This is a genomic window from Natronorubrum bangense, assembly GCF_004799645.1.
Lineage (GTDB): Archaea > Halobacteriota > Halobacteria > Halobacteriales > Natrialbaceae > Natronorubrum > Natronorubrum bangense.
The window spans coordinates 280905-293966 of the sequence record NZ_CP031305.1 but is presented as its reverse complement, the minus strand read 5'-3'; the positions used below and the strand labels follow the sequence as shown (position 1 = coordinate 293966).

14 protein-coding genes are annotated in these 13062 nt (G+C 61.3%); 10 read left to right on the top strand and 4 right to left on the bottom strand.

Translation table 11 applies throughout. The features are described 5' to 3' along the window. Positions 1 to 203: 203 nt before the first annotated feature. From DV706_RS01430 to DV706_RS01415, 4 genes are all read left to right on the top strand, one after another. Positions 204 to 1079: an HpcH/HpaI aldolase/citrate lyase family protein gene (locus DV706_RS01430; RefSeq protein ID WP_083902078.1), complete on the top strand. Its 876-nt coding sequence runs from the start codon at positions 204 to 206 to the stop codon at positions 1077 to 1079. A 146-nt stretch (positions 1080 to 1225) separates the two neighbouring features. Beyond that, positions 1226 to 2482 (top strand): Glu/Leu/Phe/Val family dehydrogenase, encoded by a 1257-nt coding sequence (locus tag DV706_RS01425; RefSeq protein ID WP_006067959.1) that lies wholly within the window; start codon positions 1226 to 1228, stop codon positions 2480 to 2482. A gap of 117 nt (positions 2483 to 2599) precedes the next feature. Then, positions 2600 to 3103, top strand: a complete 504-nt coding sequence (locus tag DV706_RS01420; RefSeq protein ID WP_006067958.1) for a DUF2062 domain-containing protein — start codon at positions 2600 to 2602, stop codon at positions 3101 to 3103. A 105-nt stretch (positions 3104 to 3208) separates the two neighbouring features. Then, positions 3209 to 4030 carry a DUF6517 family protein gene (locus DV706_RS01415; RefSeq protein WP_006067957.1) on the top strand — a complete coding sequence of 274 codons (822 nt, stop codon included), beginning with the start codon at positions 3209 to 3211 and terminating at the stop codon, positions 4028 to 4030. A 30-nt stretch (positions 4031 to 4060) separates the two neighbouring features. On the opposite strand, the gene DV706_RS01410 is transcribed toward DV706_RS01415, so the two are convergent. From DV706_RS01410 to DV706_RS01400, 3 genes are all read right to left on the bottom strand, one after another. Next, entirely contained in the window at positions 4061 to 4279 is a 219-nt protein-coding gene (locus DV706_RS01410) for a hypothetical protein (protein ID WP_006067956.1), read from the bottom strand. Positions 4280 to 4284: 5 nt separating this feature from the next. After that, the gene (locus tag DV706_RS01405) at positions 4285 to 5436 is read right to left on the bottom strand and encodes an acyl-CoA dehydrogenase family protein (protein ID WP_006067955.1); all 1152 of its coding nucleotides are present in this window, start codon (positions 5434 to 5436) and stop codon (positions 4285 to 4287) included. Between the two features lie 156 nt (positions 5437 to 5592). Next, a complete protein-coding gene (locus DV706_RS01400; RefSeq protein WP_136350763.1) occupies positions 5593 to 6783 on the bottom strand; it encodes a DUF7544 domain-containing protein in 1191 nt (396 codons plus the stop codon). Between the two features lie 194 nt (positions 6784 to 6977). Here DV706_RS01400 and DV706_RS01395 point away from each other — a divergent pair, with 194 nt between their 5' ends. The 6 genes from DV706_RS01395 to DV706_RS01370 all read left to right on the top strand — a co-directional run bounded on the left by DV706_RS01395 (position 6978) and on the right by DV706_RS01370 (position 12661). After that, positions 6978 to 7787 (top strand): RIO1 family regulatory kinase/ATPase domain-containing protein, encoded by an 810-nt coding sequence (locus DV706_RS01395; protein ID WP_006067953.1) that lies wholly within the window; start codon positions 6978 to 6980, stop codon positions 7785 to 7787. A 65-nt stretch (positions 7788 to 7852) separates the two neighbouring features. Further along, positions 7853 to 9388 carry an aldehyde dehydrogenase family protein gene (locus tag DV706_RS01390; protein WP_006067952.1) on the top strand — a complete coding sequence of 512 codons (1536 nt, stop codon included), beginning with the start codon at positions 7853 to 7855 and terminating at the stop codon, positions 9386 to 9388. A 221-nt stretch (positions 9389 to 9609) separates the two neighbouring features. Continuing rightward, positions 9610 to 10791: a bifunctional sugar-1-phosphate nucleotidylyltransferase/acetyltransferase gene (gene glmU / locus DV706_RS01385; RefSeq protein WP_136350762.1), complete on the top strand. Its 1182-nt coding sequence runs from the start codon at positions 9610 to 9612 to the stop codon at positions 10789 to 10791. Between the two features lie 59 nt (positions 10792 to 10850). Next, complete coding sequence (locus tag DV706_RS01380; protein WP_006067951.1) at positions 10851 to 11480, top strand: hypothetical protein; 630 nt, start codon at positions 10851 to 10853, stop codon at positions 11478 to 11480. Position 11481: 1 nt separating this feature from the next. Beyond that, the gene (locus DV706_RS01375) at positions 11482 to 11997 is read left to right on the top strand and encodes a metal-dependent hydrolase (protein ID WP_006067950.1); all 516 of its coding nucleotides are present in this window, start codon (positions 11482 to 11484) and stop codon (positions 11995 to 11997) included. Between the two features lie 109 nt (positions 11998 to 12106). Continuing rightward, positions 12107 to 12661, top strand: a complete 555-nt coding sequence (locus DV706_RS01370; RefSeq protein ID WP_006067949.1) for a metal-dependent hydrolase — start codon at positions 12107 to 12109, stop codon at positions 12659 to 12661. Between the two features lie 143 nt (positions 12662 to 12804). Here DV706_RS01370 and DV706_RS21375 read toward each other — a convergent pair whose 3' ends face one another. Beyond that, the gene (locus DV706_RS21375) at positions 12805 to 12975 is read right to left on the bottom strand and encodes an HVO_0758 family zinc finger protein (protein ID WP_006067948.1); all 171 of its coding nucleotides are present in this window, start codon (positions 12973 to 12975) and stop codon (positions 12805 to 12807) included. Positions 12976 to 13062 lie beyond the last annotated feature (87 nt).

The following is a 13062-nucleotide window of genomic DNA, read 5'->3' as shown; positions in this document are numbered from 1 at the left end:
ACACGACCGACTCGACGTTGCCCAGCTGGTCGCTTCTGTTGGCCAACGTAGACCGAACCATTTTTCACTCTGAACGAGGGGTCCCGTCTACACCTCCGTTCTAACCAGTTTGAGTCGTCGACATGGCGACGGCGGCGTCCGTCTCGAAACTCGGTCACGTGGTCCGTCCAACAGTATATAGTAATGGCTCACAGACATGATGTATGGGACGGAGAAGCATTCTGTTCACGCCAGGGGATCGTCCGGAGATGATGCGCAAGTCGCCCACTGCAGGGGCGGATGTGATCGTTTTCGATCTCGAGGATGCAGTTGCGCCCGGACAGAAAGCCGATGCACGTGAGACTGTTCGAACAGTTCTCGCTGATCCGGCGTTCGATCCGGACTGTGAGGTCTGTGTCCGCGTCAACGCGACCGAGTCGGCTGTGGCGGCCGACCTCGAGGCACTGTTGCAGGATGTCGATGGCGACGTTCGGCTCGATAGCGTGATGTTGCCGAAAGTCGACTCGCCGGGAGACGTCCGGGGACTCGTGGACGAACTCGCGGGTTATGACGTCTCACTTCCCGTGTTTGCGCTAATCGAGAGCGCTGCGGGCGTCCTCGCTGCACCGGAGATCGCGGCCGTTCAGGCGACTGATGCGCTCGTTTTCGGTGCAGAGGATCTTTCGGCGGATCTCGGTGCGACCCGTACAGATGAGGGAACGGAGGTCCTCTACGCGCGCGAACGTATCGTCCTCGCTGCCGCTGCACACGAGTGTGGGGCTATCGACACCCTCGTCACTGATTTCGGCGACGAAGCACAACTGCGTGAGGATACTGCGTTTTCGGTCCAGCTCGGCTACGACGGCAAACTGGCGATCCATCCCGCGCAGGTCGACCCGATCAATGCGGCGTTTACACCGTCGGCAGACGACCTCGAGTGGGCCCAAAAGGTTCTCGAGGCCAAGCGGACTGCGGATGCCGAGGGTCGAGGCGTCTTCGAAGTCGATGGCGAGATGATCGATGCGCCGTTGATCGCACAGGCTGAACGAATCCGCTCGCGGGCCGTTGCAGCCGAGACGTGGCCTGAGAGTGATCACTGAGACCAGCGATTAACACCGTGTTCCCACCCGAATCGACGTCGACAGTTTGGAAAAATATAATTGCCTCTGAATACCTTATATTGAATATTATGCACTATGAATAGCATTCGTCACGTTTATTTTGGTTTCCTTGGAAGGCATACTCAATGTCTGGCGAAGCAAACCCGTTTGAAAGTCTCCAGTCTCAGATCGACGAGGCAGCTGTTCATCTCGACGTCGGCGACGACGTGATCGAGCGGCTCAAACATCCGGAGCGAGTTCTCGAGACGAACCTCACGATCGAGCGTGACGACGGCAACCTCGAGCGATTCAAGGCGTTCCGCTCGCAGTTCAACGGCGATCGCGGACCGTACAAGGGCGGCATTCGCTACCACCCACAGGTCTCCCGTGACGAAGTGAAGGCGCTGTCGGGCTGGATGGTCTACAAGTGTGCGACCGTCGGCATCCCCTACGGTGGCGGCAAAGGCGGAATCATCATCGATCCTGATGAGTACTCCGAGGCCGAACTCGAGCGCGTCACTCGTGCCTTCGCGAAGGAACTGCGCCCGATGATCGGCGTGGACCGCGACATTCCCGCACCCGACGTGAACACGGGCCAGCGGGAGATGAACTGGATCAAAGACACGTATGAAACACTCGAAAACACCACCGAGCCAGGTGTCATCACGGGTAAAAACATCGCCAGCGGTGGCAGTGAAGGCCGCGTCGAGGCAACCGGCCGCTCGACAGTGATCGCTGCCCGCGAAGCCTTCGACTATCTCGGCAAGGATCTCGAGGGCGCAACCGTCGCTGTGCAGGGCTACGGCAACGCCGGCTGGATCGCCGCCAAACTGATCGACGAGATGGGGGCGACTGTCGTCGCAGCCAGTGACTCGAGTGGCGGGATCTACAATCCGGACGGGTTTGACCCGGTTGCGGCCAAAGACCACAAAAACGAGACCGGTAGCATCGTCGGCTACGAGGAGTGTGAAACGGAAGTGACGAACGAGGACATTCTGACGATGGATGTCGACCTGCTGATTCCCGCTGCCCTCGAGAACGCGATCGATGCCGACCTCGCCGAGGAAGTCACGGCAGACGTTATCTCCGAGGCTGCAAACGGGCCACTGACCCCCGAAGCCGACGCCATCCTCGAGGACAAAGACGTCTTCGTGATTCCGGACATCCTCGCCAACGCTGGTGGGGTGACGGTGAGCTACTTCGAGTGGGTTCAGAACCGCCAGCGGTTCCACTGGACCGAAGAGCGAGTCAACGCGGAACTCGAGGAACTCATCGTCAACGCCTTCGACGCCCTCGTCGAGACGCTCGAGGCACACGATCTCGACAACCCACGGACCGCGGCGTATGTGGTTGCGATCGGTCGCGTCGCCAATGCCTTCGAGGAAGCCGGCTCGTTCCCCTGACTCGTTGGTGAGACGTCGCTGACAGCGCCTCGCTTGAGACGGCAAAACACTCGTTGCGTAACTATTCATCTACGAACTCGATATCCTTTTGCCGGTTGCTGGCAACCCACGGATAGAGTGACTGTAGGGGAACGTCTCGCTCGGTATCGCGACCGGGTTCGCCGGAAACTCCTCGCTGCGTTTCGTGAGGAACGGACGCCACGGCAGATCGCTGCGAGCTTCGCTATTGGCATTTTCGTCACCGCACTGCCAACCGGTGGCGTCGGTGTCGGCCTGTTTTTCGTCTTCATCTCGCTGTGGTCGTGGATCAGCAAGCCAGCGATTTTCGCCTCCGTCATCGTCCTCAACCCGTTTGTCAAGCCAGCGGTCTACCTCGCGAGTTTTCAGATCGGCGCATTTTTACTGGGGTCGAACTCGGTTCGCTCACGGGATGCAACGACGACCGAGTTTGCATGGGTTGGGGTTCAGCAACTCCTCCTTGGAAACGCCGTCGTCGCCATCGTGCTTGGCGCTGTTGGGTACGTGACGGTGTTGCATCTGACTCGAGTACATCGCCGACGGACAGATCGCCATCCCGGGCCGTCAGTCGGGTCGGGAATTCTTGGTCTTTTCCGACGCTAACCCCTCGACATCGTTCGAAGACGACAGCGAAGTGATGGATCGTCGCCGAACACTCTCTTAGAGAAGCAACAACCATTTACGAACTCAAGAGAGATTCAATCGAAAATGAATCGAAGAGCAGTGCTCGGTGGCCTTGGTGGCCTCGGACTCACGGCGCTTGCGGGCTGTCTGGGTACCCTCGGTATGGACGTCCACGAGTCGTCGCCGGCCGGCGTTGATGCGAGCGTTCGGTCGGAGACGGGGTACGACCAGACCGATGTCGAGCCGCTTACTGTCGAAGAAGACGTCGGTGTCGGAGCCGCCTCGGAGACGATTGCCGTCACGAACTATCTCACCGAACACGAGAAGGCGGTCGACATGGGTCCACTCGGTCGCCAGCGCGGTGCTGTTTTCATGGTGTTGACGACGCCACAGATCGGGGCCGCAGGCCGGAACTTCAATCCCGTCGAAGAGATGGATGCCGAAGAACTCGTTGCACTCGTCGAGGACAACTACGACGATATCAGCGACATCACGAACGAGGAGACCGCAGATATCACGATCCTCGAGCAGACAACGACCCGGTCGCGGTTCAGCGCCGATGCGACGTTCGACGGTCACTCCCTCGAGGTCGATCTCCACGTCAGCGAGGCCGTCGAAGCAGGCGACGACCTGCTCGTGACCATCGGTGTCTATCCCCAGCAAGTTCGCAGCGTGGAACAGTCGAACATTCTCGAACTGATGGAGGGCGTCACGACGGACATCGAGCTGGACGACACTGCATCGAGCGACGACGGTGGCGATGAGGATGCTGACGAGGATGGCGAGACAGACGGTGGCGATGAGGATGCTGACGAGGATGGCGAGACAGACGGTGACGATGAGGATGACGGTGATGAGACCAACGACAGCGACGACGACGATGGCCTCCTGGGGACACTCGAGTAGCTGACGCTGCAGACGCCATCGGTACTCGACTCAGACGACCCCTATGCCGTAGCCAAGGAGGGCAAGCCCACCGATGACGAAGACGGCTCCGACCCACTTCGTGGCTCGAATCCGATCTGTTTCGTCGATTTCGTCACCCTCGAGCGGTGCCATCCCCTGTCGATGCTGGGCTGTGACGATGGCCGGTGCATACCGGAGTCCGGCGACACCGAAGCCGACGAGTGCGAGGCCGGCGACGAGTACGAGCATACGATTTAATTCGGGGAGAGGCCGAGCTCCCGGCTAATCACGAGCTGTTGGATCTCGCTGGTTCCTTCACCAATCTCCATCAGCTTGGCATCCCGATAGAACCGCTGGGGTGCGAAGTCGGTGGTGTAGCCGTAGCCGCCAAGCACTTGCACGGCGTCTTCAGCGACCTCGCGAGCAGCCTCGCTGGCGTCGAGTTTCGCGAGTGCGGACTCGCGGGTAACGGGCTCACCGTTGTCGTACGTATGAGCAGCACGGTGTGTGAGCAGCCGTGCGCGCTCGGTTTTGCGATGCATGTCGACGATTTTGTTTCGGATGGCATCGAACGTCGAAATCGGCTGTCCGAACTGCTCGCGCTCCATACTGTATGCCTTCGCGTGCTCGTAGGCCCCCTGTGCAAGGCCGGTCGAAAGCGCGGCAATCGAGATCCGACCACCATCGAGCGTCTGTTTCGTCTGGCTCCAGCCGTCGCCTTCCTCGCCCAAGAGGCGATCTTCGGGAAGTCGAACGTTCTCGAGGCGAATCTCACAGGTTGGCGAGGCGTTCAGCCCCAGTTTCTCCCAGATCGTCGTGACCTCGAACCCGTCGTCCGTTCGGGGGTCGACAATAAACGTCGAGATCCCGCCGTAGCCGGCGTCAGGGTCGGTGACGGCCTTGACGAGTATCGAGCCTGCTTCCGAGGCGTTCGTAATGAACTGCTTGGTGCCGTTCAGCACCCACTCATCGCCGTCTTTCGTCGCCGTCGTGTCCATATCCGACGCATCGGAGCCGCTGTCCGGTTCGGTCAGCGCCCAGCCGCCGAGCGTCTCGCCTTCCGCAAGCGGGCGCAGCCAGCGTTCTTTCTGGCTTTCGGTACCGAACAGCTCGAGCGGTTTCGATCCCAGCGACGTATGCGCGACGTAGGAGAGCCCGATCGACCCCGAGACTCGACCGAGCTCTTCGGCGACGAGTGCGTACATGAGCGTATCACCGCCGAGGCCGCCGTACGCCTCGTCGATGGGAACGCCCATTATATCCAGCTCGGCGAGCTGGTCGAAGATCTCGGCTGGAAACCGATGCTCGTCTTCGATCGCCTGGGCGATCGGCTCGATTTCGGTGTCACAGAAATCCCGGACTGTCTCCCGAATCATACGGTGTTCGTCGGGAAGCGCCGTGTCCATACCGCACTGTCACCAACGAGCGGAATAAGCACACCGCCAAACTCGGTCGTGATCGATGGCTATCGTGTCACCCTGAGCGGTCGGTCGTACGCTCGAGTCAGTGGGCGACACGGTAGCTGTCTGAAAAATACTGGCCCAATGACACTGGTTCGGTCGCTACCAGCCCCGATTATCGTCGCGGTCGGTGTCGTCGTCCCACGAACTCGAGTCGGTATCCCATGGGTCGTACTCGTCGTCCGGGTCGTCGTTCCGTGAGGCACTGTCGTCTGTCGACCAGCCGTCGTTCCGAGATTGGTCGCGGTTCTCTCGCCCATCTCCGTCGTCGCCGTTCCAGTCATCGTCTCGGTCAGTCAGGGCACCGCCGTCGGATCGCACTGCGGCTCGCTGCTCCGGGATCAGATCGAGGTCGGCGTTCGTATCGCCTAACAACAACAGCGCGTAGTACTGGAAGTAGGTCTCAATCGGCGTCCAGACGAGCGAGATGAACAGTAGGATGCACACAACTGCCAGCAGGCCGACGGGGATCGCCAGTAACACACCGATCTCTCCGAGGAAGACCAACAGGACGATGACGATCACAAACGGGATCAGCAGTGCCAGCACACCGAACGCGATGACAAACCAGGCGGCGATCGCAATCGCGATCGAGAGGATCCAGACTAACACGAGATAGACCACGTACTCCGTCCAGTTGGCCGTAAACGTCGACCAGAACCGACTCCAGGCGCTGAGCACACCGCGGTCTTCCTGAAGCATAACCGGGACGACGAACACGCTGGTAAAACGCTGGATCACCGAGTAGATGAGAAACAGCCCGAGTCCGTACAGCGCGTACAGCCCGATCAGCCCGACCGAGAGGTCACCGAAATCACCCAGCACAAAGACGAGCGCCGCGGGTGCACTCGCCAAGGCACCAGTGACGAGTATCACCCCCAGCTGAAAGACGAGCAGCCGGAGCCCGTTGCCGATGTTTGCCGAAAAATACCGTCGGATATGGACCTCACTCGAGCGTAACGACTCGATAAAGACGAACTCCATGACCGCGCTGATAACCGAGTAAAGCAGCCAAAGCACCAGCGCAATGGCGCCGATGACGAGCAGCCCCAGTATGAACTCCTCAACTGGGAACTCCTCTCCGAACTCCGATTCGAACTCCTCGGTTCCGTCGATTCCCGGCTCGTCGGCGAACGTCGTGATGTCTCCACCGGGCACCGTCGGCCCACCCATGCCGAGTGAGCTCACGAAGAAGACGACGATTGCGAGTTTGACCCAGATCCCGAGCCGGACCGGTGTCAAGAGATTTCGCGTCGTCTCGAGTGCGTCACTCAAGTCGTCGATCGCGTCCATAACTGGGCGACTATTCAGTTGCATTGCTGATAACAATACTGCTCTGGATCCCAGCCACAATCCGTGAGAGTGGTTGTCGGGATTGGCGTACTGTCTCGCAGCGTTCAGCCAGGTATCGATTGATCCACCGACCGACACGTTTCGATGGCGACAGTTCGGGACGCATTTAACCCCCAGGCACTCACATCCGACGTATGGATATCCGCCGGCTCGCACGAGGAACCGTCGAGTGGGACCGCCTCGAGCGCGTGATGCAGACGCTGGCGGATCGCTACAACCGAGAGTGTATCCGCGTCGAGTTTCTCGAGGCCGACAACTGGTTGTCGACGCCCTGTGTGATCGACGAGCAGTGGTTCGTCAAGATCGTCTCGAGACAGAACGCGCTCGTCCACGACGTGTTGACGACTGGACGCAACGTCGGTGCGGTGTCGGCGGGCACCGGCGGCTTTTTCGGCCGGTTCGACACGCCACGCGAGATGGTCGAACACGAGTACGAGGCGACCGAGCAGATGCGCGAGATCGGTATCAACGCACCACAGCCGATCGACGCCTTCGAAGTCAACGGGCTGGGTGTCCTCGTCCTCGAGTACCTGCCCGAGTTTCGAACGCTCGATGACGCTCCCGACTGGCTCGTCGCCGAGCGAGCGACGGAACTGTTCGAGATGCTGGCAGCGTTGCGCGATCACGGGATGGCCCACGGCGACCTGCGTGCGGAGAACATCTTGCTGTGTGACGACGAATTTTATTTTATCGACGCCACCAGCGTCCACGATGACCGCGTCGCCGAAACCACAGCGTACGATCTCGCCTGTGCGTTGGCCGTTCTCGAGCCACGAATCGGTGCGTTTGACGCCGTCGACGCGGCTGCAGACGTCTACACCGCCGACGAACTGCTTTCGGCGCGGCGGTTTCTCGACTTCATCCGGCTGCGACCCGATCACGAGTTCGATTCGATGGGGCTCCGGACCGAACTCGAGCTGGCAGCCGACAACGAGGAGACGTGACCGCCCTGTTGTGTTTCGTGTAAACCACCAGCAGGGTTTTCACGATACTCGTCGTCTAGTTTGGTATGAGTCAGCAAACGACAGCAGCAGTATCCGGCCACTATATCGGCGGCGAGTGGACCGATGCGAGCGACTCTGCGACGTTTGAAAGCGAGAATCCGGCGACCGGCGAGACGCTTTCGACGTTCCAGCGTGGAACCGAAGACGACGTCGACGCTGCCCTCGAGGCCGCCCAGGAGGCGTTCGAGGACTGGCGTTCGCTGTCATACATCGATCGGGCGGAGTACCTCTGGGAAATCTACCACGAACTGCGCGATCGCCACGAGGAACTGGGCGAGATCGTCAGCAAGGAGTGTGGCAAGGAGATTTCCGAGGGGAAAGCCGATGTCACCGAGGCCTGGCATATGGTCGAGTGGGCCGCTGGAAATGCCCGCCACCCCCACGGTGACATCGTGCCCTCCGAAATCGCGGGTAAAGACGCCTACATGCGCCGCAAGCCCCGGGGTGTAATCGGCTGTATCACACCCTGGAACTTCCCAGTCGCGATCCCGTTCTGGCATATGGCCATCGCGCTCGTCGAGGGCAACACTGTCGTCTGGAAGCCCGCCGAGCAGACGCCGTGGTGTGGCCAGATCATCGCCGAGATGTTCGAAGACGCCGATATTCCCGACGGTGTCTTCAACATGGTTCAGGGCTACGGCGACGCCGGCGCGGCGATCACTGACGACGAACGCGTCGACACCGTTCTCTTTACCGGCTCCGCCGAGGTCGGCCACGAAATCGCCGGCAAGGTCGGTGGCGAACCCGGCAAACTCGCCGCCTGCGAGATGGGCGGCAAAAACGGGATCATCGTCACCGAAAACGCGGATCTGGACATCGCCGTCCACTCGGCGGTTATGTCCAGCTTCAAGACCACCGGCCAGCGCTGTGTCTCGAGCGAGCGCCTGATCGTCCACACCGACGTCTACGACGAGTTCAAAGAGCGTTTCGTCGAGATCGCCGAGGATATCGCTGTCGGCGACCCGCTCGAGGCGTCGACGTTCATGGGACCGGCGATCGAGGCCGACCACGTCGCGAAGATCCGCACCCACAACGAACTCGCCCGCGAAGAGGGCGCAGACATCCTCGTCAACCGGTTCGAACTCGAGGCCGACGAGATCCCCGACGGCCACGAAGACGGCCACTGGGTCGGCCCCTTCGTCTACGAGATTGACTACGATCCCGACCTGCGCTGTCTGAACGAGGAGTGTTTCGGCCCCCACGTCGCCTTACTCGAGTACGACGGCGACATCGATCGCGCCCTCGAGGTCCACAACGACACGCCCTACGGACTTGCGGGTGCGATCATCTCGGAGGATTACCGCCAACTCAACGCCTTCCGCGACCGGGCTGACCTCGGACTGGCGTATGCGAACCTCCCGTGTATCGGCGCGGAAGTACAGCTCCCGTTCGGCGGCGTGAAGAAATCCGGCAACGGCTATCCGAGTGCGCGTGAGGCCATCGAGGCCGTCACGGAACGAACGGCGTGGACGATGAACAACTCGGAAGAGATCGAGATGGCACAGGGCCTGTCGGCGGATATCACGACCAACGAGGACTGACGGCCTCGAGTGAGACGGTCTGCTGTAGTCACGTACCGCCGATCACCGATCCCGCCGCTGGTGTTCGGCGGCAAATCGGTACAGAAGATCGTATGACGGCCGGTCGAGACGGTGAATCAGCGCCTGATCGAATTTTACTTTCGAACTGTCATGGTCGGTGACAACCGAATCGCGGTGATGAACGAATCGCTTATCCGATGGTTCATGGAAGAGGCCCATACATGAAAGCAGTCGTCCTTGCCGCGGGCCAGGGCACACGTATTCGACCACTCTCTGATTCAGTTCCGAAACCGATGCTGCCGGTCGCAGACCGGCCGCTTGTCGCCCACACGATCGACGCGGCGATCGACGCCGGTGCGAACGAAGTCGTCCTCGTCATCGGCTACGAGGCCGACACCGTCCGCGACTACTTCGGCGAAGAGTACCGTGGCGTCCCCGTTTCGTACGCTGTCCAGACCGAACAGGCTGGCACGGCAGACGCCGTCAACGCGGCTCGAGACCATATCGAGGGTCCCTTTGCCGTGTTGAACGGCGACAACCTCTACGATCCAGCGGCGATCGACCAGTTGTTCGAGCAGTGTCCGGCCGTCTGTGCAATCGAAGTCGACGATCCGCGCAACTACGGTGTGCTCAGTACCGACGGCGGCTCAGTTTCCGGCATCGTCGAGAAGCCAGCCGACCCGCCGACGAACCTCGCCAACGCGGGCGCGTATGCCTTCCCCGCCGAGGCCCGCCAGTGGCTCGAGGTCCCCGCGAGCGAGCGCGGTGAACACGAGATTACCGACGTGCTCGCGACCGTCATCGACGAGTTCGATGTCAGCCCCGTCACGCTCGAGCGCTGGCTCGACGTCGGCCGCCCCTGGGAACTGCTCGAGGCCAACGAGTGGAAAGTAAGCGACCTCGAGCGCCGGATCGACGGCGACGTCAGCGACGACGCGACACTCGAGGGGGACGTGGTCGTCGAAGCTGGCGCGACTGTAAAGGCCGGCGTCGTTATCGAGGGGCCAGCACTGATTCGGTCGGGTGCGACGGTCGGCCCGAACGCCTACATTCGCGGGGCGACGCTCGTCGACGAAGACGCGAAAGTTGGCCACAGCGCGGAAGTGAAAAACAGTGTGCTCTCTCCGGGTGCGTCGGTCAGTCACCTCTCTTATGTCGGTGACAGCGTGCTCGGCCGAGACGTCAACCTCGGTGCGGGAACGAACGTCGCGAACCTGCGCCACGACGATGCGGACATCAAATTCACCGTGAAAGGCGACCGCGTCTCGACCGGCCGGCGAAAGTTCGGCATCGTTGCCGGTGACGACGTCAAGACGGGAATCAACTCGAGTCTGACTCCTGGACTGAAGCTGAGTACTGGCGCGACCACACGGCCCGGCGAAACCGTCGATCGGGACCGATAACACAGCGCGGAGAACAGAAGACATTTGCCCGGACTCGGCGTTTCCCTCGAGGACTACGCATGTCGGAACCGTACGGACAGTCCGGTCGCGTTCTCGCCGTGTTCGTCCTCGGTGCCCTCCTCGTCGGCTCGCTGGTCTGGGTCGGAGCGACGGCCGCTGACCCACTCGAGAGTCAGTATCCGGACGAGACCGAGGTGACTCCGGAACCCGAGGCGTACGTGGGCGAACAGGTCGTCCTCGGTGGCTTCGTCGTCGACACTGACCCCGTCGTGATCGCGACGCGAGCGAGTGGGCACGGACGGTTTACCCTCGTGGACGCGGACGATGGCCTCCAGAACGCAGCTGGGCCGTTGGACGTCGATGACCGAGTGGCCGCCTTCGGGACCCTCGAGGACGAGTCGACGCTCGTCGTCGAACGGACGACGACCCGCCAGCCGTCCGAGACGGCGTACATGTACATCGTGTCGATGATCGGCGGGCTCTGGGTCGCTGGTCGATTCCTCCGCGGGTGGCGATTCGACCGGTCAACACTCGCGTTCGTCCCACGACGACGGAACGACGACAACAGCCAGCCGGTCGCTCCGTCCGAGCAGGCATCGGAAACCGCCGACTGCACCTCGACACACCCCAAACCCGATCGAGACGAAACCCAGCACGACCAACACGTCCGGACGAGCAGTGGTGAGTAACGTGGCCGATATCCTCACACATGTCCTCGTTGGGTACATCATCGGGACGCTGCTCTCCTTTCGATACGAGTGGATTCGACCGGCACACGTCACGCTCGTGATGATCGGCGCGCTCTCGCCTGATTTCGTCAAGATCGAACTCTTCGTTCCGGACGGCCTCGCGACAGCGCTTCTCGGTGTGCCGTTCTCGTGGTCGCCGCTGCACACTCTCGGTGGGACCGTCCTCGTGATCTGTCTCGCCTCGCTCCTGCTCGCTCCCGAGTATCGAGCACAGGCGCTCGCGCTGTTTGCGATCGGAGCCTTCTCCCACCATGCCCTCGACGTGTTGCTCATGACACCGACAGGGGATGCCTACGCCGTCTTCTGGCCGTTAACTGGGTACCGGCCGCCGGCGGGCGGGCTCTACTTGAGCAGCGACCGCTGGCCGGCACTCGCCTCCGGGCTGGTCGCGGTGGTCGTCTGGGCGGTCGCTCGACGCCGCCGTGACGACGCGTCCGAAACGCACGCCCTCGGCTAACGGCGTCCCCCGTCGTTTCTGTCGCGTGTGTCTCAACCGACCCGACCGACGCCGTGGTCTGCGAGACAACCACGCCAGTTATGATTCGCCCTCACTCAGTTTGACGCGTATGTGGCCACTCGGACATGTCGCCGTCGCCTATCTCTGTTATACGATCGCGACTCGAGCCCGCTTCGACGCGCCGCCAGCACACATCCCGGCGTTGCTCCTCGTCTTCGGGAGCCAGTTTCCCGACCTCGTGGACAAGCCACTGGCGTGGTATCTCGGCGTTATCCCAACGGGACGAACACTCGCCCACTCGTTGCTCCTCCTCGTCCCGCTCTCGGTCGCCGTCCTCGCTATCTCGAGCCACTACGACCGCGGCGAGTACGGGATCGCCTTTACGATCGGTGCGCTCTCACACGCCCTTGTCGATGCGCTGCCGGCACTTTGGGGGCCAAACGAGAGTGCAACACATCTCCTCTGGCCGGTGGTGCCCGTCGAGGAGTACGAACAAGGGCCGCCAACCATCCTCGCGCTCTTGCAGGACTCACTGGGCCAGCCGTTTTTCCTCGCGGAGTTCGTCCTCGCCGCGATCGCGTTCGTACTCTGGCGTCGTGACGGCTACCCCGGACTCGAGCCGGTTTGGACTGCCCTCGGGCGGGTGTGGCCGACGCCGGGATAACGGAGACAGCGGCGCTGGACCTCGTTGGCGGTCGCCGGAACCGAACATGACTCGTCACGGCTCGACTGCACACAACGCCGTCGCTGGAGACGGGGCGATCGCTATCGACCGAATCCGGAACGGCAACGCTGAAAAACGACGCGTTACCGGATCTCTTTCCACTCCGCATCGCAGTCCGGACAGATACGGACGGTCTTGATCTGGTCCGGATCGTTCTCGGTCTTTAACGGCTTGCCACACTCGGCACAGACGAGTCGATCGTACGTGTCTTTCTCGAGGTCGCCTTCGCGGAGTGCCTTCCGGACAGATTTCATGTTCGTCTACTACGAACGTAGGGGAGAAAAAGACCGGTGCTTTATCTGAACTGTACTATCATTCAGACAACAGCAGTCGACAATCAA

Coding starts and splice junctions, on each gene's coding strand:
- DV706_RS01415 (WP_006067957.1), top strand. CDS start 3,209: ATGAATCGAAGAGCAGTGCTCGGTGGCCTTGGTGGCCTCGGACTCACG.
- DV706_RS01425 (WP_006067959.1), top strand. CDS start 1,226: ATGTCTGGCGAAGCAAACCCGTTTGAAAGTCTCCAGTCTCAGATCGAC.
- glmU (WP_136350762.1), top strand. CDS start 9,610: ATGAAAGCAGTCGTCCTTGCCGCGGGCCAGGGCACACGTATTCGACCA.
- DV706_RS01370 (WP_006067949.1), top strand. CDS start 12,107: ATGTGGCCACTCGGACATGTCGCCGTCGCCTATCTCTGTTATACGATC.
- DV706_RS01410 (WP_006067956.1), bottom strand. CDS start 4,279: ATGCTCGTACTCGTCGCCGGCCTCGCACTCGTCGGCTTCGGTGTCGCC.
- DV706_RS01400 (WP_136350763.1), bottom strand. CDS start 6,783: ATGGACGCGATCGACGACTTGAGTGACGCACTCGAGACGACGCGAAAT.
- DV706_RS01380 (WP_006067951.1), top strand. CDS start 10,851: ATGTCGGAACCGTACGGACAGTCCGGTCGCGTTCTCGCCGTGTTCGTC.
- DV706_RS01395 (WP_006067953.1), top strand. CDS start 6,978: ATGGATATCCGCCGGCTCGCACGAGGAACCGTCGAGTGGGACCGCCTC.
- DV706_RS01430 (WP_083902078.1), top strand. CDS start 204: ATGGGACGGAGAAGCATTCTGTTCACGCCAGGGGATCGTCCGGAGATG.
- DV706_RS01390 (WP_006067952.1), top strand. CDS start 7,853: ATGAGTCAGCAAACGACAGCAGCAGTATCCGGCCACTATATCGGCGGC.
- DV706_RS01405 (WP_006067955.1), bottom strand. CDS start 5,436: ATGGACACGGCGCTTCCCGACGAACACCGTATGATTCGGGAGACAGTC.
- DV706_RS21375 (WP_006067948.1), bottom strand. CDS start 12,975: ATGAAATCTGTCCGGAAGGCACTCCGCGAAGGCGACCTCGAGAAAGAC.